At 39.4% G+C, this 23514-nt stretch carries 21 protein-coding genes and 1 pseudogene; 7 read left to right on the forward strand and 15 right to left on the reverse strand.

What is annotated here, in order from left to right; genetic code table 11:
- Positions 1 to 4 precede the first annotated feature (4 nt).
- Genes E7480_03400 through E7480_03410 form a run of 3 tightly spaced genes read right to left on the reverse strand, consistent with a single transcriptional unit; the run spans position 5 to position 2142 of the window.
- Positions 5 to 484: a hypothetical protein gene (locus E7480_03400; protein ID MBE6903634.1), complete on the reverse strand. Its 480-nt coding sequence runs from the start codon at positions 482 to 484 to the stop codon at positions 5 to 7.
- A gap of 15 nt (positions 485 to 499) precedes the next feature.
- Complete coding sequence (locus E7480_03405; protein MBE6903635.1) at positions 500 to 1363, reverse strand: ParB/RepB/Spo0J family partition protein; 864 nt, start codon at positions 1361 to 1363, stop codon at positions 500 to 502.
- Complete coding sequence (locus E7480_03410) at positions 1360 to 2142, reverse strand: ParA family protein (protein ID MBE6903636.1); 783 nt, start codon at positions 2140 to 2142, stop codon at positions 1360 to 1362. Before E7480_03410 ends, E7480_03405 begins: the two co-directional genes overlap by 4 nt.
- A 277-nt stretch (positions 2143 to 2419) precedes the next feature.
- Between E7480_03410 and E7480_03415 the strand changes: the two genes are divergently transcribed.
- Entirely contained in the window at positions 2420 to 3631 is a 1212-nt protein-coding gene (locus tag E7480_03415; protein MBE6903637.1) for a hypothetical protein, read from the forward strand.
- Between the two features lie 15 nt (positions 3632 to 3646).
- Positions 3647 to 5002 carry a spore cortex-lytic protein gene (locus E7480_03420; GenBank protein MBE6903638.1) on the forward strand — a complete coding sequence of 452 codons (1356 nt, stop codon included), beginning with the start codon at positions 3647 to 3649 and terminating at the stop codon, positions 5000 to 5002.
- Between the two features lie 430 nt (positions 5003 to 5432).
- Here E7480_03420 and E7480_03425 read toward each other — a convergent pair whose 3' ends face one another.
- Positions 5433 to 5750 (reverse strand): helix-turn-helix transcriptional regulator, encoded by a 318-nt coding sequence (locus E7480_03425; GenBank protein ID MBE6903639.1) that lies wholly within the window; start codon positions 5748 to 5750, stop codon positions 5433 to 5435.
- Positions 5751 to 5943: 193 nt separating this feature from the next.
- Between E7480_03425 and E7480_03430 the strand changes: the two are divergent.
- From E7480_03430 to E7480_03445, 4 genes and pseudogenes are all read left to right on the forward strand, one after another.
- Positions 5944 to 6408 (forward strand): annotated as a pseudogene (locus tag E7480_03430) (hypothetical protein).
- A gap of 387 nt (positions 6409 to 6795) precedes the next feature.
- The gene (locus tag E7480_03435; GenBank protein ID MBE6903640.1) at positions 6796 to 7065 is read left to right on the forward strand and encodes a helix-turn-helix transcriptional regulator; all 270 of its coding nucleotides are present in this window, start codon (positions 6796 to 6798) and stop codon (positions 7063 to 7065) included.
- A 638-nt stretch (positions 7066 to 7703) separates the two neighbouring features.
- Positions 7704 to 8027, forward strand: coding sequence for a helix-turn-helix transcriptional regulator (locus E7480_03440; protein ID MBE6903641.1), 324 nt, complete (start codon positions 7704 to 7706; stop codon positions 8025 to 8027).
- 174 nt (positions 8028 to 8201) lie between these two features.
- Positions 8202 to 8423 carry an AbrB/MazE/SpoVT family DNA-binding domain-containing protein gene (locus tag E7480_03445; protein MBE6903642.1) on the forward strand — a complete coding sequence of 74 codons (222 nt, stop codon included), beginning with the start codon at positions 8202 to 8204 and terminating at the stop codon, positions 8421 to 8423.
- A 296-nt stretch (positions 8424 to 8719) separates the two neighbouring features.
- Here E7480_03445 and E7480_03450 read toward each other — a convergent pair whose 3' ends face one another.
- From E7480_03450 to E7480_03460, 3 genes are all read right to left on the reverse strand, one after another.
- Positions 8720 to 11380 carry a hypothetical protein gene (locus tag E7480_03450; protein ID MBE6903643.1) on the reverse strand — a complete coding sequence of 887 codons (2661 nt, stop codon included), beginning with the start codon at positions 11378 to 11380 and terminating at the stop codon, positions 8720 to 8722.
- Positions 11381 to 11395: 15 nt separating this feature from the next.
- The gene (locus E7480_03455) at positions 11396 to 13204 is read right to left on the reverse strand and encodes a hypothetical protein (protein MBE6903644.1); all 1809 of its coding nucleotides are present in this window, start codon (positions 13202 to 13204) and stop codon (positions 11396 to 11398) included.
- Positions 13205 to 13686: 482 nt separating this feature from the next.
- Entirely contained in the window at positions 13687 to 14049 is a 363-nt protein-coding gene (locus E7480_03460; GenBank protein MBE6903645.1) for a DUF2493 domain-containing protein, read from the reverse strand.
- Between the two features lie 155 nt (positions 14050 to 14204).
- Here E7480_03460 and E7480_03465 point away from each other — a divergent pair, with 155 nt between their 5' ends.
- Complete coding sequence (locus E7480_03465; protein ID MBE6903646.1) at positions 14205 to 14450, forward strand: helix-turn-helix transcriptional regulator; 246 nt, start codon at positions 14205 to 14207, stop codon at positions 14448 to 14450.
- Positions 14451 to 14917: 467 nt separating this feature from the next.
- On the opposite strand, the gene gyrA is transcribed toward E7480_03465, so the two are convergent.
- From gyrA to dnaN, 8 genes are all read right to left on the reverse strand, one after another.
- A complete protein-coding gene (gyrA, locus tag E7480_03470) occupies positions 14918 to 17494 on the reverse strand; it encodes a DNA gyrase subunit A (protein MBE6903647.1) in 2577 nt (858 codons plus the stop codon).
- A 1-nt stretch (position 17495) separates the two neighbouring features.
- On the reverse strand, positions 17496 to 17936 hold the full coding sequence (locus E7480_03475) for a hypothetical protein (GenBank protein ID MBE6903648.1): 441 nt from the start codon (positions 17934 to 17936) through the stop codon (positions 17496 to 17498).
- A 1-nt stretch (position 17937) separates the two neighbouring features.
- On the reverse strand, positions 17938 to 18552 hold the full coding sequence (locus E7480_03480) for a glycerol-3-phosphate acyltransferase (protein ID MBE6903649.1): 615 nt from the start codon (positions 18550 to 18552) through the stop codon (positions 17938 to 17940).
- Positions 18553 to 18554: 2 nt separating this feature from the next.
- Positions 18555 to 20471, reverse strand: a complete 1917-nt coding sequence (gene gyrB / locus E7480_03485) for a DNA topoisomerase (ATP-hydrolyzing) subunit B (GenBank protein MBE6903650.1) — start codon at positions 20469 to 20471, stop codon at positions 18555 to 18557.
- Positions 20472 to 20800: 329 nt separating this feature from the next.
- Entirely contained in the window at positions 20801 to 21058 is a 258-nt protein-coding gene (locus E7480_03490) for a DUF370 domain-containing protein (GenBank protein MBE6903651.1), read from the reverse strand.
- Between the two features lie 12 nt (positions 21059 to 21070).
- Complete coding sequence (recF, locus tag E7480_03495; protein ID MBE6903652.1) at positions 21071 to 22165, reverse strand: DNA replication/repair protein RecF; 1095 nt, start codon at positions 22163 to 22165, stop codon at positions 21071 to 21073.
- Between the two features lie 18 nt (positions 22166 to 22183).
- Positions 22184 to 22399: an RNA-binding S4 domain-containing protein gene (locus tag E7480_03500; GenBank protein MBE6903653.1), complete on the reverse strand. Its 216-nt coding sequence runs from the start codon at positions 22397 to 22399 to the stop codon at positions 22184 to 22186.
- The gene (gene dnaN / locus E7480_03505) at positions 22386 to 23510 is read right to left on the reverse strand and encodes a DNA polymerase III subunit beta (GenBank protein MBE6903654.1); all 1125 of its coding nucleotides are present in this window, start codon (positions 23508 to 23510) and stop codon (positions 22386 to 22388) included. Before dnaN ends, E7480_03500 begins: the two co-directional genes overlap by 14 nt.
- Positions 23511 to 23514 lie beyond the last annotated feature (4 nt).

The following is a 23514-nucleotide window of genomic DNA, read 5'->3' on the forward strand; positions in this document are numbered from 1 at the left end:
ATTTTTATCTTAATCTTTTTTTAACGGTCTGATATAATTCAACTAAATCCTCTAAAACCTCTTCCTCGGGAAGCTCCTTAAGCTTTTGCTTGCCGTCCCAGTATTTTCCCGAATAGTAAAGGTTCTGAGCCTCTATAATCAATGACATTTGCTCTATTTTTTTCTCTAAAACACTTATATCGTATTGAGCAGAAGCAATATCACCCTTAGCCTCGGCAAGCTGTTCATTGAGCTGAGCCACTTGGCTTGAAAGCTCCTTGTTAAGCTGTTGTACCGTCTGCAAGGCTGAAACCTTGTTTTGTCCCTCTTGCTCCTCAATCTGTAATGATGACTGTACCTGCTTTAACTCCTGAGTCTGCAAATACTGTCCAATCATCATAAGCGCCAAAGCAAAGGAAAACAAAATAAGTGCATAGAGCCAAAAATGTCTCACCGTTCCGCCGGGTGGCGCATCCTGTGATTTCTTAAAAAAATTAAATTTCATAATGCCTCTAATCCTTTAATATATTTCCCCTGCAAGCTTTGAAATAAGGGAATTTAAGTCCTCACTGCCGTAAAATTCAATTTCTACCTTACCCTTATTTGCGCCTATATTTATTTTAACCTTTCTTCCCAGGGCTTCCTCTATCTGTTTTTTCAAAATGAGTAAATCTCCCTTTGAAATAAGCTCGTTTTTCTCCTCTTGCTTTTGTGAGGGCTTTGCCTTAGCTAAATTCTCTACCTGTCTTACAGTAAGCTCTTCCTTCACAATACGGCGTGCCACGTTTTCAGCTTCCTCCGCATTTTCAAAGGACAACAACGCTCTTGCGTGTCCCGCTGTAATCTCGTCGCTTTCAAGCATTCCCAAAATAGCGCCGGGAAGATTTAAAAGTCTCAGCGCATTGGCAATAACAGGTCTGCTCTTTCCCACCTTTGCGGCAATTTGCTCCTGTGTAAGCTTGTAGCTGTCCATCAAAGACTTATATCCGTTTGCCTCTTCTACTGGATTTAAGTCCTCTCTTTGCAGATTTTCTATAAGCGCAACCTCTCTGACCTTTTGCTCGTCATAATCACGCACAATTACAGGCACTTCCTCAAGCCCTGCAAGCCTTGCGGCTCTCCAACGGCGCTCACCTGCAATTATACAAAGTCTGCCGTTTTCAAGGCGGTGCACTATTATCGGCTGAATTATGCCGTGCTCTTTTATAGATTCTGCAAGCTCGTTGAGCTTTTCCTCATCGAAATTTTTTCTTGGCTGATTTTTGTCCGGCTCTACCTGTGTAATTCTGACAAATTCTGTCATTTCTCGGCTTTGCGCTAACGATAAATCAAGCTCGTTATCGTCAAAAAGTGAGCCAAGTCCACGTCCTAAACCTTTTTTCATTTGTCAAACCGTTCCTTTTTATTTTTTTTGATTATTTCCTTGGCAAGCTCTGTATAAGCAATAGCTCCTTTAGACCTTTTATCGTAATCGGTTATGGGCTGTCCGTAGCTGGGAGCCTCGGAAAGCCTTACGTTACGGGGGATTGCTGTCTTAAAGACTTTGTTTGGGAAGAACTTTTTAACCTCGTTTGCCGCCTGTATAGTAAGGTTAAGTCTTCCGTCATACATAGTCAGAAGCACGCCTTCGATGTCAATATAAGGGTTATATCGCATTTTAACCTGCTTAACAGTATTGGTAAGCTGAGAAAGTCCCTCCAAAGCATAGTATTCGCATTGAATGGGCATAAGCACGCTGTCTGCCGCACAAAGAGCGTTTAAGGTTAAAAGACCCAAGGAGGGAGGACAATCAATGAATATAAAATCGTAATTTCCACGCACCTCCGAAAGTGCCGCCCTTAGCCGTCCTTCACGGTTGGAAAGCTCTACAAGCTCTATCTCCGCCCCTGCCAAAGTCATCTGAGCAGGCAGAATATCAAGGTTTTTACTTGCTGTCTTAACAATGCAATCCTGTGCATAAGCCTCTCCGATAAGACATTCATAGGAGGATTTTTTAATTTCTTTTTTACGCAAACCGCAACCGCTTGTAGCGTTTGCCTGAGGGTCGATGTCCACCAACAAGGCTTTTTTTCCGCAAGCGCCGATAGCCGCCGCAAGATTTACCGCCGTTGTAGTTTTACCCACACCGCCTTTTTGATTTGCTACTGCAATTATTTTCCCCATAATCCACCCCTATATAATGAAATAATTGTAGTTTTTGAAACGCTTAAAAGCCTTTCAAAAAACAGTATGTTTTATGTTATCTGCCTTTTTCTATTCCCTTTGAAGATAAATTTTTACCCGATTATTATATCACAATCAACTCTCTAAGTAAAGCAAAATTTAGTGTTTCACGTGAAACATTTTACCGCTTTTGTTTCACGTGAAACAAAATTCATATTCTTGTAGGCTTTTGCATATACTGATACGAACATTATCCCGTAAGAAAGGACTTGATTTCTTGGATTATACAAATAAAAGCTCTATGGAAAAATATATAAAAGAACTAATGGAAATGCAAAAAAGAAGCACTCTGCCTCAAGAAACCCCTCAGCCCCCTGTCAATGAAGCTCCCCCATCATATAAAACTCCCGCTGTGCCTGACGCTCCTTGCTGTGAAGATGCCGTTGAAGAAAAAGCCATTCCTGTTTTCGAAGCACAGCAAGGCTTGTCCTTTGAACAAATGGACCCCGTAACCGACCAAAGCCTTTACGGAGAACCCCAACAATCTGCTACTCCTCAACAGCCCTTGCAGCAGCAAGACTCTCTCTCCTTTGAGGAAATGGACCCCGTAACCGACCAAAGCCTTTATCAAAGCTCCTGTCCCTTCCCAAGACAGCACGACAACGAACAAATTCTTAAAAGCATAGACGATTACTTAGAAGAACAGCACCAAAAGATGAAAGAAGCTTCCCGTCTTAAAGGAAAAGACTACGAAAAAGCAACTACCGATATTTTCCTGTCTGCGCTTAATTGGGATAAGACTTCCCCCGTTTTTGAAAACCGTCCTTATAGAACAAAACCACAAGATATTGTTAGTGATACAAGGTCAAAACAACAAGATGTTGCTATTCCCCCTATTCCAAATCCTCAAGTGCCATACCCTTCTCCTGCTCCTATGCCAAATCCTGTTTCCCCGACTCCGACACCTTCTCCTATTCCAAATCCCAATTTGAGCAACCCTGCCGAGCTTACTCCCGAGCAAGAGGGTACAGAGCCTCTCTATCCTCTCACTCCCGAAGACGAACAGTCGCAGTTTGCTCCGCAGACAACTGCGCCCCTTGACGATATGGGATATATATATTTCTTTGTAACCTCGGGAAATCAGACTTCTCCTGTAAAAGATGCAGTTGTAACAGTAAGCCGCAGAGAAAACGGAGCGGAGGTTTTCAACAAGGTTGTAACTACCGACATTTCGGGTGTTACCCCGAAAATTCCACTGCCTGCTCCCAACAGAAAGCTAACTGCCTTGCCGAGCGACATTATTCCCTACGAGGTTTATAATGCAAGAATAAGCAAGTCGGGGTACTACGATATTGTAAATATCGGTATGCAGGTATACGGCGGACAGACAGCCTATGTGCCTGTAAATATGATTCCTCTGCCCATAGGGAACAACGGAAAAACAGATTTAGAGTTTATAACTCCCGAAAATCCCCTTACAAACAGCTGAAAGGATTGATTGCAAATGCCACAAGGCTTTCCCTATATTCCCGAAACAATAACGGTGCATTTAGGTCCTCCCGATTCGGATGCGCCAAACGTTACCGTACCCTTTGATGAGTACATTAAAAATGTTGCTTCAAGTGAAATTTATCCCACCTGGCCCGAAAATGCCATCAGAGCCAACATTTTAGCGCAGATTTCCTTTGCACTCAACCGTGTTTATACAGAATATTACCGTTCCCGAGGATATAATTTTGATATAACCAATTCTACCGCCACAGACCAATCCTTTGTAAACGGCAGAGATATATTTGAAAATGTAAGCCGAATAGTCGACGACATTTTCGACAACTTTATAAGACGAGGTAATAATATCGAGCCTCTTTTTGCCCAGTACTGCAACGGCACAACCTCTACCTGTGAGGGACTTTCCCAATGGGGCTCTGTATCTCTTGCAAATGACGGGCTTCTGCCCTATCAGATTTTGCAAAACTATTACGGCAACGATATCGTAATAGAAACAGATGCGCCTGTACGAGCCTCGACGGAAAGCTATCCGGGCAGGCCCTTGCGCTTAGGCGCAATCGGAAACGATGTGCGCACAATTCAGGTACAGCTTAACAGAATATCCGAAAACTACCCTGCAATCCCCAAAATAAGCTCTACAGACGGTGTTTTTGATGAAAGCACAAGCGCTGCCGTTCTTAAATTTCAAGAGATTTTCAATCTTGCCCCCGACGGAATAGTAGGCAAAAACACCTGGTATAAAATCTCCAGTATCTATTCGGGTGTTAAAAGACTTAACGAGCTTGATTCTGAGGGGCTTCAGGTTTCCGACGTTTCAAGCGATTTCCCCGGTGTGCTGAGAGAGGGCGACAGCGGAGACGAAATAAAGCTTATTCAGTATTATCTTGATACTTTATCCTTTTTTTATCCCGATTTACAGCCTGTGCAGATAACAGGCAGCTTTGATGCCTCTACCACAAGCGCAGTCAAAGCTTTTCAGCAGTTTTTTGGTCTTGCTCCCGACGGAATAGTGGGCAGACTTACCTGGAATCAGCTATATGACGCTTTTACGGCAATTCAGCCGCAGATTAAAGAAAATGCCGACACTCCTCCCCTTTTGTTGCCCCCAGGTACATTTTTAGTGCGTGGCAGCAGCGGCGAATATGTACGTCAGCTACAGGAATGGCTTGCAGGAATAGCAAACGTTTATACTGAAATCCCCGCCCCGCCGATAAACAGCTTTTACGGAGTGGAAACGGAAAACTCAGTCATAGCCTTTGAAACGCTGTTTGGACTTAATGCCGACGGAATAGTAGGTCCTATTACCTGGGACCTGATTTACTCAGTCTACTCCGACACCCAAACAGGATAACAGAAAAAAGCAAGAACGAAAACCGTTCTTGCTTTTTGTCTGTTAGGCGATATATTTGCTTTGCAAATGCGATATATTTTCGCTTATGCTCAAATGCGATATAATCGCCCTTTCAGGTCGATTGCGATATGATATAAATCCTATTTCACGCCCGAAGGGCATATCGCGCTTTTGAAAAAAGCATATCGAGTTGCTCTGCAACATATCGCAAATCCCGTAAGGGATTTATATCGCTGCGTTGCAAAGCAACGCTGTGAATTCTCGCTTCGCTCCATGAATTGAATTGCTCTGCAATTCATTACAACAATGTGCCGAAGTCACAATTCATGCCGCTGGCAATTCATGAAAGCTTTTGCTTTCAATTCATGCAATCTCAAGATTGCAATTCATATAGTGCCGAAAAGAAAGCCGTGAAAAATCACGGCTTTCTTTATCTTTGTTCTTTTGTCAAACGGCGGATATGACCGATAATAAGCATCATATCATCATCGTTAAGCTTTCTCAATTCATCAATTGCGCTTTGAAGCAAAGCAGGGTTTTCAATGGAAGAATCAAAAAACTGACTGGGAGTAATTTCAAAATAGTTACATATTTCAAGAAACTCTGCCATAGGAGGCAAGCATTTACCTGAAGATATGTTGTAGATATAACCTCTGCTATGACCGAGGTCATAACTCATTTGATATTCAGATACACCCTTTTTAAGACGCAACTGTGTGATTCTGTTTCTGATAAAATTTCTGTCCATATCGTTTACACCTCTCTATGTTATATTTTAGTGTATTGATAGGGTAAACTATTCCAGAAATATATGTTTATTTTAGTTGTTTAATAATATATAATATGTTATAATCAAATATTATATGTTTTATAAATCAAATTATTTGTAAAACAGCAATAAATATACCTTTAAAACACAAATGCTTGGAGAGTGAGGTTTAATGTTTAATTTTTTTACAGTTGCGTTTTTTGGACACAGGCACATAAACAATCTGATTAAAGTGGAAAATTTACTTGAAGAGAAAATAGGAAAGCTTATTAAAGAAAAGGAATATATCTAATTTCTTGTGGGAAGAAACGGGGATTTTGACCAGTTTGCCTCTTCGTCTGTGCTGCGAGCGCAAAAAAGATACGGGGACATCAACAGCTCACTTGTGTTAGTTCTTCCGTATCTGACGGCGGAATATAGCAATAATAAAGAAGCTTTTCATAGATATTATACTGATGTGGAAATAGCTTGCGCAAGGGTACATCCGAAAGCGGCAATACAAGCACGTAATCGGGAAATGGTTGACAGGGCAGATTTGATTATCTGTTACATTGAGAAAAAAGGCGGCGGAGCCTCAAAAACAATAGAATACGCCAAAAAGCAAGGGAAAGAAATAATAAATTTAGCAAAAGATTGATTTGCAATTCATTATATTAAGTATCCTTCTCATACTTTTTCAAAAGCTTTAGTTTTTCTTCAAGCAAAAGCTTTTTATCCATACTCACATATATACATTCCTTACACATTCCCGAAATATCTATGCTTATTTTTTCAAGACTATACTTCCCATTGTTCTGATACACGCAAAAAACGATTTTCACATTCCATAACATCACCTCAAAATATATTTTTTATTGTAATTATTCGCTGATAAATTAACGCAAACGTCAAATAATATTATATATTCGCTGACTAATAAAATCAAGTGCTGATATAAAAACACTGAAAGAAAAGCTATTAAAAAGTATAATATTTATAATAATTATAATTATAAAAAATACTTGTGGAAAAGAGGATAGGTTTCATGGGAAAGGATGTTGATTATAAAAACCGAGACCGTTTTATCCAGCTCGGTATTGCCATATCAACGCTTCGCAGAATCAGAGGCTTATCACAGGAGAAGCTTGCAGAAAAGGCAAATATAAGCCGTTCGTTGCTGAGTAATATAGAGGCCCCGAATATGGCATACGGCTTTTCACTGAATGTGTTATATAATATTGCCGATGCTTTAGATATTGCACCGGAAAAATTGATTACCGCATCGGTTTTTTCTGATGAAATTCTTAATAAGTAAAGAAGAAGCTGTAAAAAACAAAAGTTTTTTACAGCCTATTTTTAGGGGATAGGAAAAAAGGTGCAGAATCTGTCAATTTCGCGCCGACAAAGCCTTGTCGGCGGTTACCCGACGGCGTACAGAGGTACGTCAAGGGCGAATTTGGCAGATAACATAAAACGTATATTTCTTAAAAGAATTAGCAAAAAGATGTTTTTGTTAAATTTTGCTCTTTCTTTCAAGAGATGATAGTATATAATCCTTTTATTTACTTGTTTTATGCGCTCTGCGCTTTTTTTACATCCCCTTCTTGTCGATATGCAGACTAACGTCTGCTCGATATTTTTACTACCGTAAAATCGATATGTTTTTCGCTACGCTCAAAACTCGATATGATATAAATCCTATTTCACGCCCGAAGGGCATATCGCGCTTTTGAAAAAAAGCATATCGCACGCATCAGCGTATATCGCAAATCCCGTAAGGGATTTATATCGCTGCGTTGCAAAGCAACGCTATGAATTGCCACCTCAACTCACAAAATATGCATTTTCTTCTACGAATAGTAGAATGTTAGAATAATAGTTTATTCCGCAACAGCTTTTAAAAACTTATACTATTTATATAAGTATACTGCTATTTGTGAAGGAGATACAAAGATGGATAAGGCGGCAATCGGTTCCCGTTTGCGTAAAGCAAGAAACAAAGCTAAGCTTACTCAAGAGCAATTAGCTGAGAAAGTGGATATCAGCACAACGTATATTTCTGATATTGAACGTGGGGCAAAATTTCCAAGTCTGAGTTTGTTTATCAAGCTTGTTAATGCTTTGGATGCTTCTGCAGACTTTATTCTCAGCGGGGAAATTGAAGCCGGCAAAAATTGTGTTTATGACGATATTACAAAAAAGCTTGATACTCTGACCCCAAAACAGAGGTTAGGTATTGTAGACTTGATTGATGCGTACATTAAAAATTTAAATTAAAATTAAGAAGCCAACTAAATGATAGTCGGCTTCTTTTTTGCTCTGTGTCGAAAGCTGTCGATAATTTTTCTGAAATAGTACCATAAATCGACAAATTTCTTTCTTTTATAAGATATAATATAAACATATAGCAGAAATATCCTGCTATTAGTCGAATATAAAGGAGTAATCATTATGACACAAATCGGCATATTAAGAAAAGTAGACGCCTTAGGAAGAGTAACTCTTCCCAAGGAGTTCAGGCGGGTATTCAGATTAAACAAGGATGATGAGATAGAAATACTTGCCACCGAAGAAGGAATACTTCTACGTATACCGAATATTGAGGTGCGACAAATCAATACCGACAAAGGAGAGCTTCCCTCACTGCGTGGGCATACAGTCCTTTCTCTTTAGAAAGCTAAAAAATCAGTCGATATGCAGACTAAAGTCTGCTCGATATTTTTACTACCGTAAAATCGATATGTTTCTCGCTTCACTCAAAACTCGATATGATATAAATCCTATTTCACGCCCGAAGGGCATATCGCGCTTTTGAAAAAAGCATATCGCACGCATCAGCGTATATCGCAAATCCCGTAAGGGATTTATATCGCTGCGTTGCTTTGCAATTCATGCAATCTCAAGATTGCAATTCATATAGAACAAAAAACAGGCGCAGTACTCTTCAGAACACTGCGTCTGTTTAAATATTAATCTAAAATCAAGTCTTTAATGATACACAAATCAAAAATATCTATTACTCTGTTGTTGTCTATATCGAAGCTTATAACGACACTGTCTGATGTCCAAAGCGCATTCAACAAATAATTTCTCAGCTGTACGGCATCAAGCACGTTTAGCTCTCCGTCATCATTTGCATCTCCGAAAAGGTGCGTTAGCAGACCGTTTTGGCTCAATATAGCCACTTCTTCATTATTTGCCGCAAAGCTATAAACTCGAATTTCGTCCAAGGCGCCGTCAAAGCGATAGCTGGACGCGGGACCTCTGGGGTCAATCATAGCTCCAAAAGAAGCGGGGTACTTTTGACTGTCTGCAAGTAATTTTTGCAAATTACGGTTTTCATGCACCGCAATACCGTCAAAATACAGCTTAATGGAATTAGCTTTTTTATTTACTACAAGAGCAACGTGATGCCAGCTTTGGTCTGTCTCTCCCGAAACGGCGGGGATAAGCTTAACACACTGCAAAAAGTTTTGAGTACTTCCTACAGAATTTATATAGCTGTAATCAAGCCAAAGCTCTGCTTCTTCTGTTACAGTGCCTTTCTTTACAGAAACACGAATACCCTCATCATTCAGATATTTATTGTTAAACAATATTCCGCCTGCACACTCTTTTGTGTTTTGGAAAAACATAGATAAGGTATATTCGTCAAGATTATCAATAAAATCCATTTGGTCATAGGCGGCGCCTAAGGGCATAAGAGCTGATTGAGCATTGAATTTTGCCGCCTTACCAAGCTTTAAGTCTGTATTATCTGTGCTAATCTGAACAGGCTTGCTTTTAGTCGAAACAAGAGAATTGTTGTTGCCCGATATATCCATACCCATTTGAGAGCCTATTTCAAAATTATAGTAGGCCTTGAGGTCTTGGTCTTTAAAGCGGATTTCCTCTTGTGTTTCTCTTACTGTCTGTGTACCGTAGGAATAGGTTGTAAGAACCGTTATACTCTGCGGACGTAGGCAAATTTCATTGTTTTTGGCAGGCTCGTAATTTACACCGGGGTAAATTCTGTCTGTTTTGCCGTCCTGTACGTAATGCTGATAAAAGGTTTTTTCGGGCAAGCCCTGCAATTTTACCGCTGCAGGAGTTGAAGCATCATTTACAAGAAGCACTGTTATATCGTTGTCCTTTTTAACACTTACACAGTGAACCCTTTGTCCGTCTGAGTCACTTAAACCGCTTACGCTTGTTTCTACAACGTCTGAGCCGCTTTTAATGTACTTTGTGTAAAGAGATGTGGGATAATAGTTTGTATCGTCGGGGGTAAATTCTCTGTACTGGTTTTTTCCCACCTCTAACATAGCATAATACTTGTGATATACAAGATTATATACCCAGTTTCCAAAGCCCTTAACTCCGTTGTTAAGTCCCATAATTATTGCCTCTGCATTGTGAAGCTGAAGCTTATAGTTCTTCTGTGTGGTTTCATCTTTTCCGCCAAAGGCAAAGGTACCAAGCTCTCCCATAACGACAATTCTCTCCTTGCCGTCTGAGGTTGCCTGTGTAACGGCAGGCTTAATGAGTCTTGGCAGCTGAAATTCCGAAAGAGTTCCGTGAGTTACGCCATCAGGTGTATTTTTAAGAGAATCCATTCTTGAAAAATAATCGTGAATAGCGATAATATCCATATTATCTCCGCACTTTGAAATCATACGGCTTACCTGATCATCTACCCAGCCCTTTTCATTGTTCCAGAAGGTTGAGCCGTCATAGGCTTGAATAAGCACCTTATCTCTTATTCCCAAACGGCGAAAATGTCCGCCGAGAGAATTGTATACACTTGTAAGCACGTTTTCGTAGTCAATAAGATGCTCAGGCTCATTCCAGAAGGATATTCCCTTTACACAGTTATAGCCCTTTTCCACTTTTAAGTGATACATAATTGCCGCTATTGACTCTGTATATTCTTCTAAATCGGTAACATACAGCCTGTCACGGTCTGACATACTGTAATCAGAGCCGTCAGGCTTTTTCTGAGCAAGCCAGTTTTTGCCGTCGGGACAGAAAGCTCCGCCGCCGCGGTCCCAGTTTGCAAGCACTACGTATTTGCCCGTTTTCTCAAAATGGTCTAAGATTTTATACATAGCTTCCATATAGAGAAAATTGTTCTTTCTTACCTCGGGGTGATTTTCTTCATAGCCGTCAGAAAAAACAAAGCCGTTTTCAAAATCTGTATTCTGAGAGTCGTTGTTGTCATTTACAGGCTCCCACATACTGATAGAAACACTCATTCTGACATATTTGAAATCCATAAAGTCAACAAGCTGAAAATAGTTGTCCCACTCTTTTTTTGCTTCACTTTCAGACAAATGGGTTGTATAGGGAATGTGCTGACTGTGTATTCCTATCCATTCTTCGCCTGTTTCAAGATTGATGGGAATAGTCGAGCAAAAATCAAAATTGACACCGGGGCCTATTATATTTGAATTTATAACTTGATTTAAATCAATTTCAATACTTCCTGTCAAAGAGGTGTCGGGATTATATTCAACGGGAGTTACATCACCGTAATCAACGGTATTTTCAGCTAAAACGCCTTCATCAGAAAGTGTCGCACTTACTCCTCCCATAAACATAAAAAATAAAAGTCCTATAGCTGTTATTTTTATAAAAGCTTTATTTTTCATATAACAACACCTAAATTATCTTACTGTCTGTGTGCCGTAGGAATAAGTTGTCAAAACCGTTATACTTTGCGGGCGTAGAAAAATTTCATTATTTTTAGCAGGCTCGTAATTTATACCGGGGTAAATTCTGTCTGTCTTGCCGTTATATACATAATGATGATAAAAGGTTTTTGAAGGCAAGCCCTGCAATTTCACCGATGCCGCCCTGGAGGCATCGTTTACAAGAAGCACTGTTACATCGTCGCCCTTTTTAACAGTTACACAGTGAACTCTCTGTCCGTTTGAATCCTTCAAGCCGCTTACGCTTGTTTTTACAACATCTGAGCCGCTTTTAATGTACTTTGTGTAAAGAGAGGTGGGGTAATAGTTTATATCGTCGGGAGAAAATTCTCTTTCATTAAAACGATTTTTTCCCACATCTAACATAGCATAATACTTGTGATATACAAGATTATATATCCAGTTTCCGAAAGCTTTAACTCCATTGTTAAGTCCCGAAATTATTGCCTCTGCATTGTGAAGCTGAAGCTTATAGTTTTTATCTCTTGTCTCTACGTTTCCGCCGAAAGCAAAGGTACCCAGCTCTCCCATAACGACAATTCTGTCCTTGCCGTCTGCTTTTGCCTGTGTAACGGCAGGATTAATGAGTCTTGGCAGCTGAAAATCCGAAAGAGTTCCGTGTGTTATTCCGTCGGGCGTATTTTTGAGATAATCCATTCGGGAAAAATAGTCGTGAAGCGAGATAATATCCATATTATCTCCGCATTTTGAAATCAGACGGCTTACCTGGTCATCTACCCAGCCCTTTTCATTGTTCCAGAAGGTTGCGCCGTCGAAAGCTTGAATAAGCACCTTATCTCTTATTCCCAAACGGCGAAGCTGTGCGCCGAGAGAATTGTATACGCTTGCCAATACGTTTTCATAATCAATAAGTCCCTCAGGCTCATTCCAGAAGGATATTCCCTTTACACAGTTATATCCCTTTTCTACTTTTAAGTGATACATAATTGCCGCCATTGACTCTGTATACTCTTCCAAATCGGTAACATACAGCCTGTCGCGGTCCGAAAGGCCGTAATCTGAGCCGTCAGGCTTTTTAAGAGAAAGCCAGTTTTGACCGTCGGGACAGTATTCTCCGCCGCCTCGGTCCCAGTTTGCAAGAACTACGTATTTGCCTGTTTTCTCAAAATGGTCTAAAATCTTATACATAGCTTCCATATAGAGAAAATTGTTCTTGCTTACCTCGGGATGCTTTTTTTCATAACCGGGAGAAAAAACAAAGCCGTTTTTAAAATCTGTATTATGGGGATCATTATTGTCATTCACAGGCTCCCATTGGCTTATGGAAACACTCATTCTGACATATTTGAAATCCATAAAGTCAATAAGCTTGAAATAGTTATCCCATTCTTTTTTAGCTTCTTTTTCGGTTAATTTGAAAGTATAAGGAATGTGCTGACTTCTTACATTTTCCCACTCTGCGCCTGTTTCAAGATTGACAGGCACCATACAGGAAAAGTCAAAGTTTACACCGGGGCCTATTATATTTGAATTTATAATTTGATTCAAATTAATTTGTATACTTCCCGTCAATGATGTTGAGGGGTTATATGCAACAGGCTTTACATCACCGTAATCAACACTTGGCTGAGTTGGGGCAGTGCTTGAAGCTGCGCCTGAAGAGGTATCCGACACTTTATTATCCGAGGCGCTGTCCTGAGATGCATCAGAAGAGCTTTGCTGTCCCGATGCAGCCGAAGAAATAACCTCGCTGTTTTCTGCGCTGTTATCCAATATATTTATATCAGATGATGAATTGTTCATATTTTTTCCTCCCGTACAACCTGTTAAAGTTATTAGTATCATTATAATTGCAAAAACCTTGATTCTCATAGAACACCTCATAATACTTGTTTCAAAATAAATATATCATATTAACCTATACATTTCAATACAATCGCAAAAAAGCTGAAAAAAAGACAAATAAATATGTATTTTAGTAGAAAAGAGGGGGATGTAAAAAAAGCGCAGAGCGCATAAAACAAGTAAATAAAAGGATTATATACTATCATCTTCTGAAAGAAAGAGCAAAATTTAACAAAAAACATCTTTTTGCTAATTTTTTTAAGAAATATACGTTTTATGCTATCTGCCAATTTCGCCCTCGATGTACCTCTGTACGCCGTCGGGTAACCAACAACAAATACTTGTTGTCGCGAAATTGACAGATTCTGCACCTTTTTTCCTATCCTCTAAAAAGAGAGCTGTAAAAAACGAAAGTTTTTTTACAGCTCCCCCAAAATATCTTATATCATTTTAACCTTAACAGGCTTTTCTAATTTCTTTGCATACTCTATCATTGACTTTGTGCCCTTGCTCTTTCCGTCCCAAAAACAAATGACATAATCACAGCACTCCGCCATTTCCTTGTTTCTTATAGGGCCTGCTGCTCTGCCGTACTCTTTCCAGTTGGCAGGATGCAATTCTATTTCATAGCCGTTTTCCTTGGCATACCTCTCCCCCAATAAATCAGCGCCCTTACAGCCGCCCGAAACAAAAACAATAGTATTCTCTTTTTTTATCTCACTGATGCAAAAATCTATATACTCCTTAGCCAGCTCGTAATCACTAAAATCTCTGCACCCTGCAACAACAATTTTTTTAATCATAATTTTCACCTTTGTCTTTCGATATGTCAACTTATATTAACTCAATATTTAAAATTCTGTTTGGGAATTATTTTTTATTATAATTCTAAATCAGAATTATGTCAAGAGAAATTATTAATATAATTCTTGTAAAGAATATATTAAGGGTGATTTTCTTGAAAATTCGAAAATCAGAATACGGAAACAGCAATCTTGTAGGCAAAAACATCGAGCGTTTGCGAAAGGAAAAAGGTATAAAGCAGAAAGACTTTATCTCTAAAATGCAAATTTTGGGCTGTGATATAAACCCTACAAGCTATTCCAAGCTTGAAGGACAGGTGCGTATTGCCACCGACAAGGAAATTTATATTATTTCTAAAATTCTAAACGTATCTGTTGACTCCCTGTTTGAAGAAAAATAAAGCTAAAACAGAAAAAGTTTGTCCAAGCTGTCTTTATGACAACTTGGACATTTTTGTTTGTTGAAACGAAAATAAGAATATTTTTTTAATCCCTGCACCATATTAGAAAATTTTTTAATACTTATTTGCACCTTTCTGGCATTTATTTTAACACTTATTTGCACCTCAAGACTAATATTCTTACAGTTTATAAATAAATATTTACTAAATTGTCGCAAAAAATCAATTATTGTTAGAAAATATTATAAGTATACTTGCAATTATTGTTGACAAAAAATTATTTTTTAAGCAAACTAATTCTATTTTCGTTAGTTATTCGTTGTTAGTCTGTGTATTCCTTTAAGTATACTAATGCTGTTAACATACCATATTAAAGTTATAGGAGCTGTAAAATATGTAAATCGGCAAATGTCTTCAGAAAATAAATAAACTAAAAACGGGATTGCAGTTTTGCAATCCCGTTTTTCTTACTCTTCTGTTGTTTCTTCCTCGATTATTTCTTCGATTTCTTCATCGGGGGCTTGGGCTAATTCTTCGGGGGATAAATCATTCGCTGTCTGCTCGGGTGCTTCTATCTGAGCATCCTCTTCGTGCTCTGTCTTTGCAACAGTTACAACAGAGATACCGTCTGCAAGACGCATAAGCTTAACGCCCGAGGTGCTTCTTCCGATACAGGAGATGCTTTCAACGGTCATTCTGATAATTATACCGTCTGAAGATATCATCATAATATCTTCACTGCCGTCAACCATAAGTATTCCCGCAACCTTACCGGTCTTATCGTTAATCTTATAGTTGGTGATACCCATACCGCCTCTTGTCTGAATTCTGTATTCCTCTATGTCGGTGCGCTTTCCGCTTCCGTTTTCGGTTACGCTGAGAAGTGTTCCGCCGGGAATTTCAACGCACATACCTACAACATAGTCGCCCTGACGAAGTCTTATTCCGCGTACACCTCTTGACATTCTTCCCATAGAACGAACATCCTGCTCGTTAAATCTGATAGCGTAGCCGTTGTGTGTACCTAAGATAATGTTGCTTTCACCGTCAGTAAGAGCAACTCTTATAAGCTCGTCGTCCTCGTCAAGCACAATAGCGTTTAAGCCGCCTTTTCTTGCGGTGTTGTACTGAATAAGAGGAGTTTTCTTAACTGTTCCGTTTTTGGTGGAGAAGAGAAGATAACTGCTTTCGTCAAAGATTTTAACGGGAATAACAGCGGAAATCTTTTCCTCTGATGTAATGGGCAACAGATTTACTATGTTTGTACCCTTTGCATTTCTGCCTGTTTCGGGAATTTCGTAGCCCTTAAGTCTGTAAACTCTTCCCTTGTTGGTAAAGAAAAGGATGTAATCGTGAGTTGAGCCGACAAATAATTCCTCAACAAAGTCTTCCTCACGGGTGGTCATAGCGGAAATACCTCTGCCGCCTCTGTGCTGTGTCTTATAAACATCGGCAGCCTGACGTTTAACGTAGCCGTAATGGGTAAGAGTATAAACACAGGTTTCCTCTTCTATAAGGTCCTCAATGTCAATCTCGTTCATTACCATAGAGATATCGGTACGTCTTTCGTCCTTGAATTTATCTCTGATTGCGCCTAATTCTTCCTTGAAGATAGCAATAATTCTTGTCTCGTTTGCAAGAATATCCTGCAAATCCTTAATTTTAAGAAGAAGCCCCGCAAGCTCGTCCTCAATTTTATCTCTTTCAAGACCTGTCAATTTACCCAAACGCATATCAACTATTGCCTGAGCCTGAATATCGGTAAAGCCGAAGCGAGCCATAAGGGAGGTCTTTGCCTCGTCTATGCTCTTTGAAGCTCTGATAATGTTGATAACCTCGTCAATATTGTCAATGGCAATTTTGAGACCCTCTAAAATGTGAGCTCTGTCCTGCGCTTTCTTAAGGTCAAAGCGTACTCTTCTTGTAATAACTTCCTTCTGGAAGAAGATGTAATTGTCAAGCATCTCACGCAAGGTCAAAATCTTAGGCTGATTGTCCACAAGAGCAAGCATAATAGCAGAGAAGGTTTCCTGCATCTGTGTATAACGGTAAAGCTGATTTAAAACTACCTGCGCATTGGCATCTCTCTTAAGCTCGATAACGATAGACATACCGTCTCTGTCGGACTCGTCACGTAAATCGGCAATACCCTCTATTCTCTTATCCTTAACCAAATCAGCAATATTTTCAATAAGGCGTGCCTTATTTACCATATAGGGAAGCTCGGTAACGATAATTCTGAATCTGTCGTTCTTGCCCTCTACAATTTCAGCCTTTGCACGTACAATAAGCTTGCCTCTGCCTGTTGCATAGGCAGCACGGATACCGCTGTAGCCCATAATTGTACCGCCTGTGGGGAAATCGGGGCCCTTGATATGCTCCATAAGGTCTGCAAGAGTACATTCGGGATTATCTAAAATCTCAAAAATAGCGTCTACAACCTCGCTCAAATTGTGAGGAGGGATAGATGTAGCCATACCTACGGCAATACCCGATGAACCGTTTACCAAAAGAGAGGGGAAACGGGAGGGAAGCACTGTAGGCTCTTTTCTTTTCTCGTCATAGTTAAGGGTAAAATCAATAGTGTCCTTATCAATATCGGTAAGCATCTCTAAGGAAAGCTTTGTCATTCTTGCCTCAGTATAACGGTAAGCAGCAGGGGGGTCTCCGTCAACCGAACCGAAGTTACCCTGACCGTCAACCATAGGATATCTCAGTGAGAAATCCTGCGCCATTCTTACTAAAGCATCATAAACGGAAGCGTCACCGTGGGGATGATAACGACCAAGCACGTCACCGACTGTTGTCGCTGACTTTCTGTAAGGTCTGTCGGGATAAAGGCTGTCCTCATACATAGTATAAAGAATTCTTCTGTGTACGGGCTTTAAACCGTCTCTTACATCGGGCAAAGCTCTTCCTACGATAACAGACATAGAGTAGTCAATATAGCTCTTTTTCATTTCCTTTTCAATATCTACATTGACAATGTGCTGATTTTCGTAGCTTATAGAGCTTCTGTCCTTTTCATTTATCTCTTTTGCCATTTTAAGCTTTCCTTTCTATTTCAAGCACTTTTTTTGTGTCTTTCTTATTTTTAAGTTCACTCTTTAAAAGCTTAATGCTTCCCCGACTGTCAATCTTATAAGCCTTCAGCTGACGGGCAAGCTTTTTCATACACCTTAAATAGTCCTTTTTGTTGGTCTTTTCAAGTCCCGTTTCAATTAACAGAATATCGTAAAAAAGATTGTAAACATTGTCGTCCTCTATAACATTCTCTCTTTTTTTGGATAACAGCTCAAAACGGGCTATTTTTATTTCGCTTTCACTTTTCCAAATGCTTTCAGCATTTCTTTTTGCATAGTAATCCCATATGCTTTTACAGGTAGCTTCCTCGCTTGTGTCCTTACTCATTGTGGCATAATAACGAAGAATTTCTGCCGAATAAACGTCCTCGGGAATAAATTTTTTCTCTGCTGTCAGTGCCATATCAAAAATCCTTTTTGAAAAATTTAATTTTAAAAGGCTTCTTTCCGATTTCTTTTATGTGCTTTAAGCATACTACCAATCCAATCAAAAACGCCCCTAAAACATACTCCCAAGGCTCTTTTATGATAACTAACAGTATAATAAACGAAGTATATACTGTTAGTATTCGAACTGCATAGGGTTTTACAACGATAACGAGGCTGAAAAAGATAAGAAGCAGTAAAAGCAAAAATACACAAAAGCTGTCAGGTACAAGACCGAGTAAGGCGCCGTAGGAAACTGCAATAGCCTTTCCGCCCTTAAAGCGCATAAAGGGTGAAAAAGCGTGTCCCAAAACACAGGCGACCATAATAAAAGAGAAAAAGACACTTTTGGGATTTACAAGCTTTGAAGCAACAAAAACAGGGATTGCGCCCTTTAAAATTTCGAGAATAAAAACGGGAATACCGATTTTTTTACCGAAACGGCGCATAGCGTTTGCGCTTCCCGGGTTTTTGTCTATGGTGTTTTCTCTTACGTCTTTTTTCAAAAAAAGCTTAGGCAAAAGATAGCCGTACATCACGCTTCCCGAGAAAAAAGAAACAATAATCCAAAAAATATATTTTTTTATAAGCATTTTTAAATGTCAAGGTTATTAACGTATTTTGCGTTTTTCTCAATAAATTCTCGCCTTGGCTCAACCTTGTCTCCCATAAGGATAGTAAAGATTTCGTCAGCCTTTACAGCATCCTCAAGCTCAACCTTGAGCATAGTTCTGTTTTCGGGGTTCATAGTGGTTTCCCAAAGCTGATCGGGATTCATCTCACCAAGACCCTTATATCTCTGAACGCCGACATTTTCGCCGCCGAATTCAGCAATAATTTCGTCTCTGTGCTCTTCTGTATATGCGTATCTTACGTTTTTTCCCTTTGCCACCTTGAACAGCGGAGGCTGAGCAAGATAAATATGACCGTTTTCAACAAGAGGACGCATAAACCTGAAGAAGAAGGTTAAAAGCAAGGTTCTGATGTGAGAGCCGTCAACGTCGGCATCGGCCATAATTATAACCTTGCCGTATCTGAGCTTGGAAATATCAAACTCTTCACCGATACCTGTACCCAAAGCGGTTACAACAGGCATAAGCTTTTCGTTACCGTAAACCTTGTCAAGTCTTGCCTTTTCAACGTTGAGCATTTTTCCCCAAAGAGGAAGAATAGCCTGGAAGCGTCTGTCCCTTCCCTGCTTAGCACTACCGCCCGCAGAATCTCCCTCTACGATGTAAATTTCTGTGTAATGAGGGTCTCTTTCCTGACAGTCAGCCAATTTTCCGGGGAGAGATGCACTTTCAAGAGCAGATTTTCTTCTTGTTAAATCTCTTGCTCGTCTTGCAGCCTCTCTTGCTCTTGAAGCTGTCAGGGCTTTTTCAATTATAATTCTTGCAACGGCAGGATTTTCGTCAAGGAAATCTGTAAGCTTCTTGGAAACTATTTCTTCAACTAAGGTTCTTATTTCAGAGTTACCCAATTTACCCTTTGTCTGTCCCTCAAACTGAGCTTCGGTAAGCTTAACGCTGATAATAGCTGTCAAGCCCTCTCTGAAATCATCACCCGAAAGGTTTTTGTCAGCTTCCTTAAGGAAAGCATTCTTTCTTGCATAATCGTTTAAAACCTTAGTAAGTGCGGCTTTAAAGCCTGTTTCGTGAGTACCGCCGTCAACGGTGTGAATGTTATTTGCAAAGGATAGGATAATTTCATTGTAGCTGTCATTGTACTGTAAAGCGATTTCCGCATCGTTATTTACACCGCTTCCTGCAATATAGATAACGTCGTGCAATACTGTAACACCCTTATTTTTGTTGATATGCTCAACGAAGCTCTTAATACCGCCCTCGTAGCAAAGCTCGCTTACAACGGGCTCTTCCCCTCTTAAATCGGTAAATACGATATTTATACCGCCGTTGAGGAAGGCTTGCTCTCTCAGTCTTGTAAGTAAGGTTTCGTATTCGTATTCAACAGTTTCAAAAATCTGACGGTCTGCCATAAAGGTAACCTTAGTACCCTTTTTATCAGTATCTCCGATAACTGTAAGAGGACCGGTGGAAACTCCTCTCTCATAGCGCTGCTTGTGAATATGCTCACCGTCGCAGATTTCAACCTCTAACCATTCGGAAAGAGCATTAACAACGGAAGCACCAACACCGTGCAAGCCGCCTGAAACCTTATATCCGCCGCCGCCGAATTTACCGCCGGCGTGAAGCACTGTAAATACGACCTCAACCGCAGGAATACCCATTTTGGGGTGTATTCCCGTAGGAATACCACGTCCGTCATCTTCAACGGTAACAGTATTATCGGGGTTAATAGTTACGTGAATATTCCGGCAATAGCCTGCCAACGCCTCGTCAATAGAGTTGTCAACAATCTCGTAAACAAGATGATGCAAGCCTCTTACAGAGGTTGAGCCGATATACATACCGGGACGCTTTCTTACGGCTTCAAGTCCCTCAAGAACCTGAATTTGCTCAGCCTCATATTCCTGAGTAACTGCGCTTTCCATAAGCTCGTCAGAAACTGACATTTCCTCATTTTTTATTATTTCGTCCATTAAAACCACCATATCCTTTTCTTTAACAGTTATATAGGGACGCCTATAAGGCGATTGTTTTTATTTTAATTAAAAGCTATGAAGCGAAGCGGAATAATTTAGCTTTAAACAAAGTTTAAAATTTAGCTAAATTCGCTTACGCGAGTTAAATGTGCTAACGCACGCTAAATTACCTTTGGTAGCTAAATTGACCTGTGGTCAGCTTAAGGCGAATTTTATTTAGCTACTCCTAAGGAGTTATTTAGCTATGATGCGTAAGCATCAAATTTTCCCTTGAGATATTACAGAACGTTGTCCGTCCATCTTTTCTTTAGCGTTGCTGTTGCCAAGGGGGAGAGATATACCAATGTTTTGCCGTTCTTCTGGCAAACGATGTAGGATTTCGGAATATCGTCAGAAACTGTTCTTATGCGGTTTTCCTTTTGCGCCGCATTTAGAAAAACCTCGGCAGCGTGTAAGTCTGTACCGATATCCATATCAAATATCCCGATTATGCTTTTTCTTGATAAAACAACGTCATTTCCAATATGCAGATACATAAAATCAACCTTTTAAACACATTTTCCGCCGACAATATGAATTAAATTTGCATTTTTATATTTGTTAACGCTTTCGTAATCGCAACAGGTAATAATAACCTGTGAGGACTCAATTTTATCTAAAATATAGCTTTGGCGCATACTGTCAAGCTCACTTAAAACATCGTCAAGCAAAAGCACGGGAGCTTCCCCGTATTCCTCTTTAAGCAGTTCTGCCTCTGCAGTTTTAAGAGAAAGCACACAGGAGCGCTGTTGACCCTGAGAGCCGAAGCTTTTTGCGCTATAGCCGTTTATTTTAATGTCAATATCGTCTCTGTGAGGGCCGACACAGGTACAGCCTCTTATTAAATCAATTTTTCGATTTTGTTTAATAAGAGACAAAAGCTCCTCGGCAATAGAAGCAGAGCTTTTGAAATCGGTAACACAGGTACTAAAATCAAGAGTAAGCTTTTCCTGCTTTCCCGAAATATCAAAATGATTAGCTGATGCTTTATATTCCAAAAGCTTAAGATAACGAAGTCTTAAAGTAATAATTTTAGCGCCGCTTATGCTAAGCATTTCATCCCAGGTGTCAAGCTGGAGCTCAGAGCCTTTTTTCTCTGCAATATTTTTTAAAAGCCTGTTTCTTTGCTCTAATGTCTTATTAAACTTGTTTAAAATATCAGCGTAATTGGGATAAATACGGCAAATAGCACTGTCTAAAAATTTTCTTCTTTCGCTGCTTGCATCTTTAACAAGATTTAAGTGCTCAGGAGAAAATAAAACGCTGTTAAACTCTCCCAATATTTCAGAACGTTTATTTTTTTTTACACCGTTTAAGGTAACTTCTTTTCTGCCTTGATTTTTTATAATAAATTCAAATATCTGCTCTCGTTTTTCAGAATAAAATTCTAATGCAATATGAGCTCTTTGCTTTTCAAAGCTGATAAGCTCTTTGTCATTGGAAGCGCGAAAGCTTTTTCCTAAGGAGCAAATCCATAAAGCCTCTAAAATATTCGTTTTCCCCTGAGCATTTTCACCCCATATAACGTTTACGCCCGAAGAAAAGTCAATTTTTTGCTTTTCAATGTTTCTGAAATTTTCAAGAAAAAGAGAATTTGCTTCCATAAAGCAGAAAAACCCTTTCTAACTTATTATGAATTCTTCTTTTTGTTCAAGGGTAACTGTAACAGTATCACCGACAAAAAGCTTTTTTCCCTTTTGCAAGCAGATTTCACCGTTAACCTGTACCAATCCGTCAAGAATTATATCCTTGGCTGCTCCCCCGGTCCCTGTTATTCCGGCAAATTTTATAAATTGAGAAAGCTTTATAAATTCGGTGGAAATTTTAATACTGGTCATTTGCTTTTAACTTAACGGGCAAAATAAGGAAGGTAAAATTATTATCCTTCTCGTCTGCCGGCTTAATAATAATGGGAGCTAAGGGTGATGATAACTGAATTTTAATTTTTTCACATTCTGCAGCTCTTAAAGCTTCAAGCATAAAACGGTTATTAAAGCCGATTTCTACTTTTCCGCCTTCAACAGAAGCTATAACCTCGTCGTAGGAATAGCCTGTAGCTGTCTTAGAATACATTTTTATAATTTCTTCATCAAAATTACAGCAAATAGGAGCCTTGAGCTTTTCATTTATAACTATTGAAACACGTTCAATGCTTTCAGAAAAAGCTTTTGTATCAACTATAGCTTCAATTGTATGGCTTGCAGGAAATGCTCTTGTATATTCAAAAAAGTCATTACTTAAAAGTCTTGAAACAACAACTAAATTGCCAACCTCAAACATAACGTGCTTTTCGCCTGCTTTAATATAAAGCATTTCGTCATTGTCATCAAGAAGCTTTAAAAGCTCATTCAAGGTCTTTGCAGGCACAACAAAATTATTGTCCTGTAATTCATTTTCAAGAGTTTCCTCTCTCAAAGCAATTCTTATTCCGTCAAGAGAAACAGCTCTTAGCTTGTTTGCTCTTACCTCAAATTTTGAGCCAACTAAATTCGGCTTTGCTTCGCCTGTTGCAGCCGCATACAAGGTCTGCCTTATCATACTTTTGAAGGCAGCCTGCTTTATTTCAATTACCTGAGTGCTGTCTTCAACATAGAAAAGCTGAGGAAATTCGTCCCCGTGAATACCCAAAACATCAATTTTTGTAGGTCCGCAGGTAACAGTAACAGTATTTCTGTCATCAGACTCAAAGCAAACAGTATCATTAGGTAAGCATTTGATAATTTCAGAAAGCATATTAGCTTTAACAACAATGCTTCCGTTCTCAATAACGTCAGCCTCGAAAATACTTTCAATTCCTATATTAAGGTCAAAGCCTGTAAGCTTGATTGAATTTGTATCAGTGCTTATAAGAATACCGTCAAGAGCAGCTAAAGAGGATTTTTGAGCAACTGCTTTAATAGCATCGTTAATTGCGCTGTTGAATAAATTTTTATCACAGGTAAACTTCATAAAG

Source organism: Oscillospiraceae bacterium (assembly GCA_015067255.1).
In the GTDB taxonomy this organism is placed as follows: Bacteria; Bacillota; Clostridia; order Oscillospirales; family SIG519; genus SIG519.

Coding starts and splice junctions, on each gene's coding strand:
- E7480_03400 (MBE6903634.1), bottom strand. CDS start 484: ATGAAATTTAATTTTTTTAAGAAATCACAGGATGCGCCACCCGGCGGA.
- E7480_03405 (MBE6903635.1), bottom strand. CDS start 1,363: ATGAAAAAAGGTTTAGGACGTGGACTTGGCTCACTTTTTGACGATAAC.
- E7480_03410 (MBE6903636.1), bottom strand. CDS start 2,142: ATGGGGAAAATAATTGCAGTAGCAAATCAAAAAGGCGGTGTGGGTAAA.
- E7480_03420 (MBE6903638.1), top strand. CDS start 3,647: ATGCCACAAGGCTTTCCCTATATTCCCGAAACAATAACGGTGCATTTA.
- E7480_03425 (MBE6903639.1), bottom strand. CDS start 5,750: ATGGACAGAAATTTTATCAGAAACAGAATCACACAGTTGCGTCTTAAA.
- E7480_03435 (MBE6903640.1), top strand. CDS start 6,796: ATGGGAAAGGATGTTGATTATAAAAACCGAGACCGTTTTATCCAGCTC.
- E7480_03440 (MBE6903641.1), top strand. CDS start 7,704: ATGGATAAGGCGGCAATCGGTTCCCGTTTGCGTAAAGCAAGAAACAAA.
- E7480_03445 (MBE6903642.1), top strand. CDS start 8,202: ATGACACAAATCGGCATATTAAGAAAAGTAGACGCCTTAGGAAGAGTA.
- E7480_03450 (MBE6903643.1), bottom strand. CDS start 11,380: ATGAAAAATAAAGCTTTTATAAAAATAACAGCTATAGGACTTTTATTT.
- E7480_03455 (MBE6903644.1), bottom strand. CDS start 13,204: ATGAACAATTCATCATCTGATATAAATATATTGGATAACAGCGCAGAA.
- E7480_03460 (MBE6903645.1), bottom strand. CDS start 14,049: ATGATTAAAAAAATTGTTGTTGCAGGGTGCAGAGATTTTAGTGATTAC.
- gyrA (MBE6903647.1), bottom strand. CDS start 17,494: ATGGCAAAAGAGATAAATGAAAAGGACAGAAGCTCTATAAGCTACGAA.
- E7480_03475 (MBE6903648.1), bottom strand. CDS start 17,936: ATGGCACTGACAGCAGAGAAAAAATTTATTCCCGAGGACGTTTATTCG.
- E7480_03480 (MBE6903649.1), bottom strand. CDS start 18,552: ATGCTTATAAAAAAATATATTTTTTGGATTATTGTTTCTTTTTTCTCG.
- gyrB (MBE6903650.1), bottom strand. CDS start 20,471: ATGGAAAGCGCAGTTACTCAGGAATATGAGGCTGAGCAAATTCAGGTT.
- E7480_03490 (MBE6903651.1), bottom strand. CDS start 21,058: ATGTATCTGCATATTGGAAATGACGTTGTTTTATCAAGAAAAAGCATA.
- recF (MBE6903652.1), bottom strand. CDS start 22,165: ATGGAAGCAAATTCTCTTTTTCTTGAAAATTTCAGAAACATTGAAAAG.
- E7480_03500 (MBE6903653.1), bottom strand. CDS start 22,399: ATGACCAGTATTAAAATTTCCACCGAATTTATAAAGCTTTCTCAATTT.
- dnaN (MBE6903654.1), bottom strand. CDS start 23,510: ATGAAGTTTACCTGTGATAAAAATTTATTCAACAGCGCAATTAACGAT.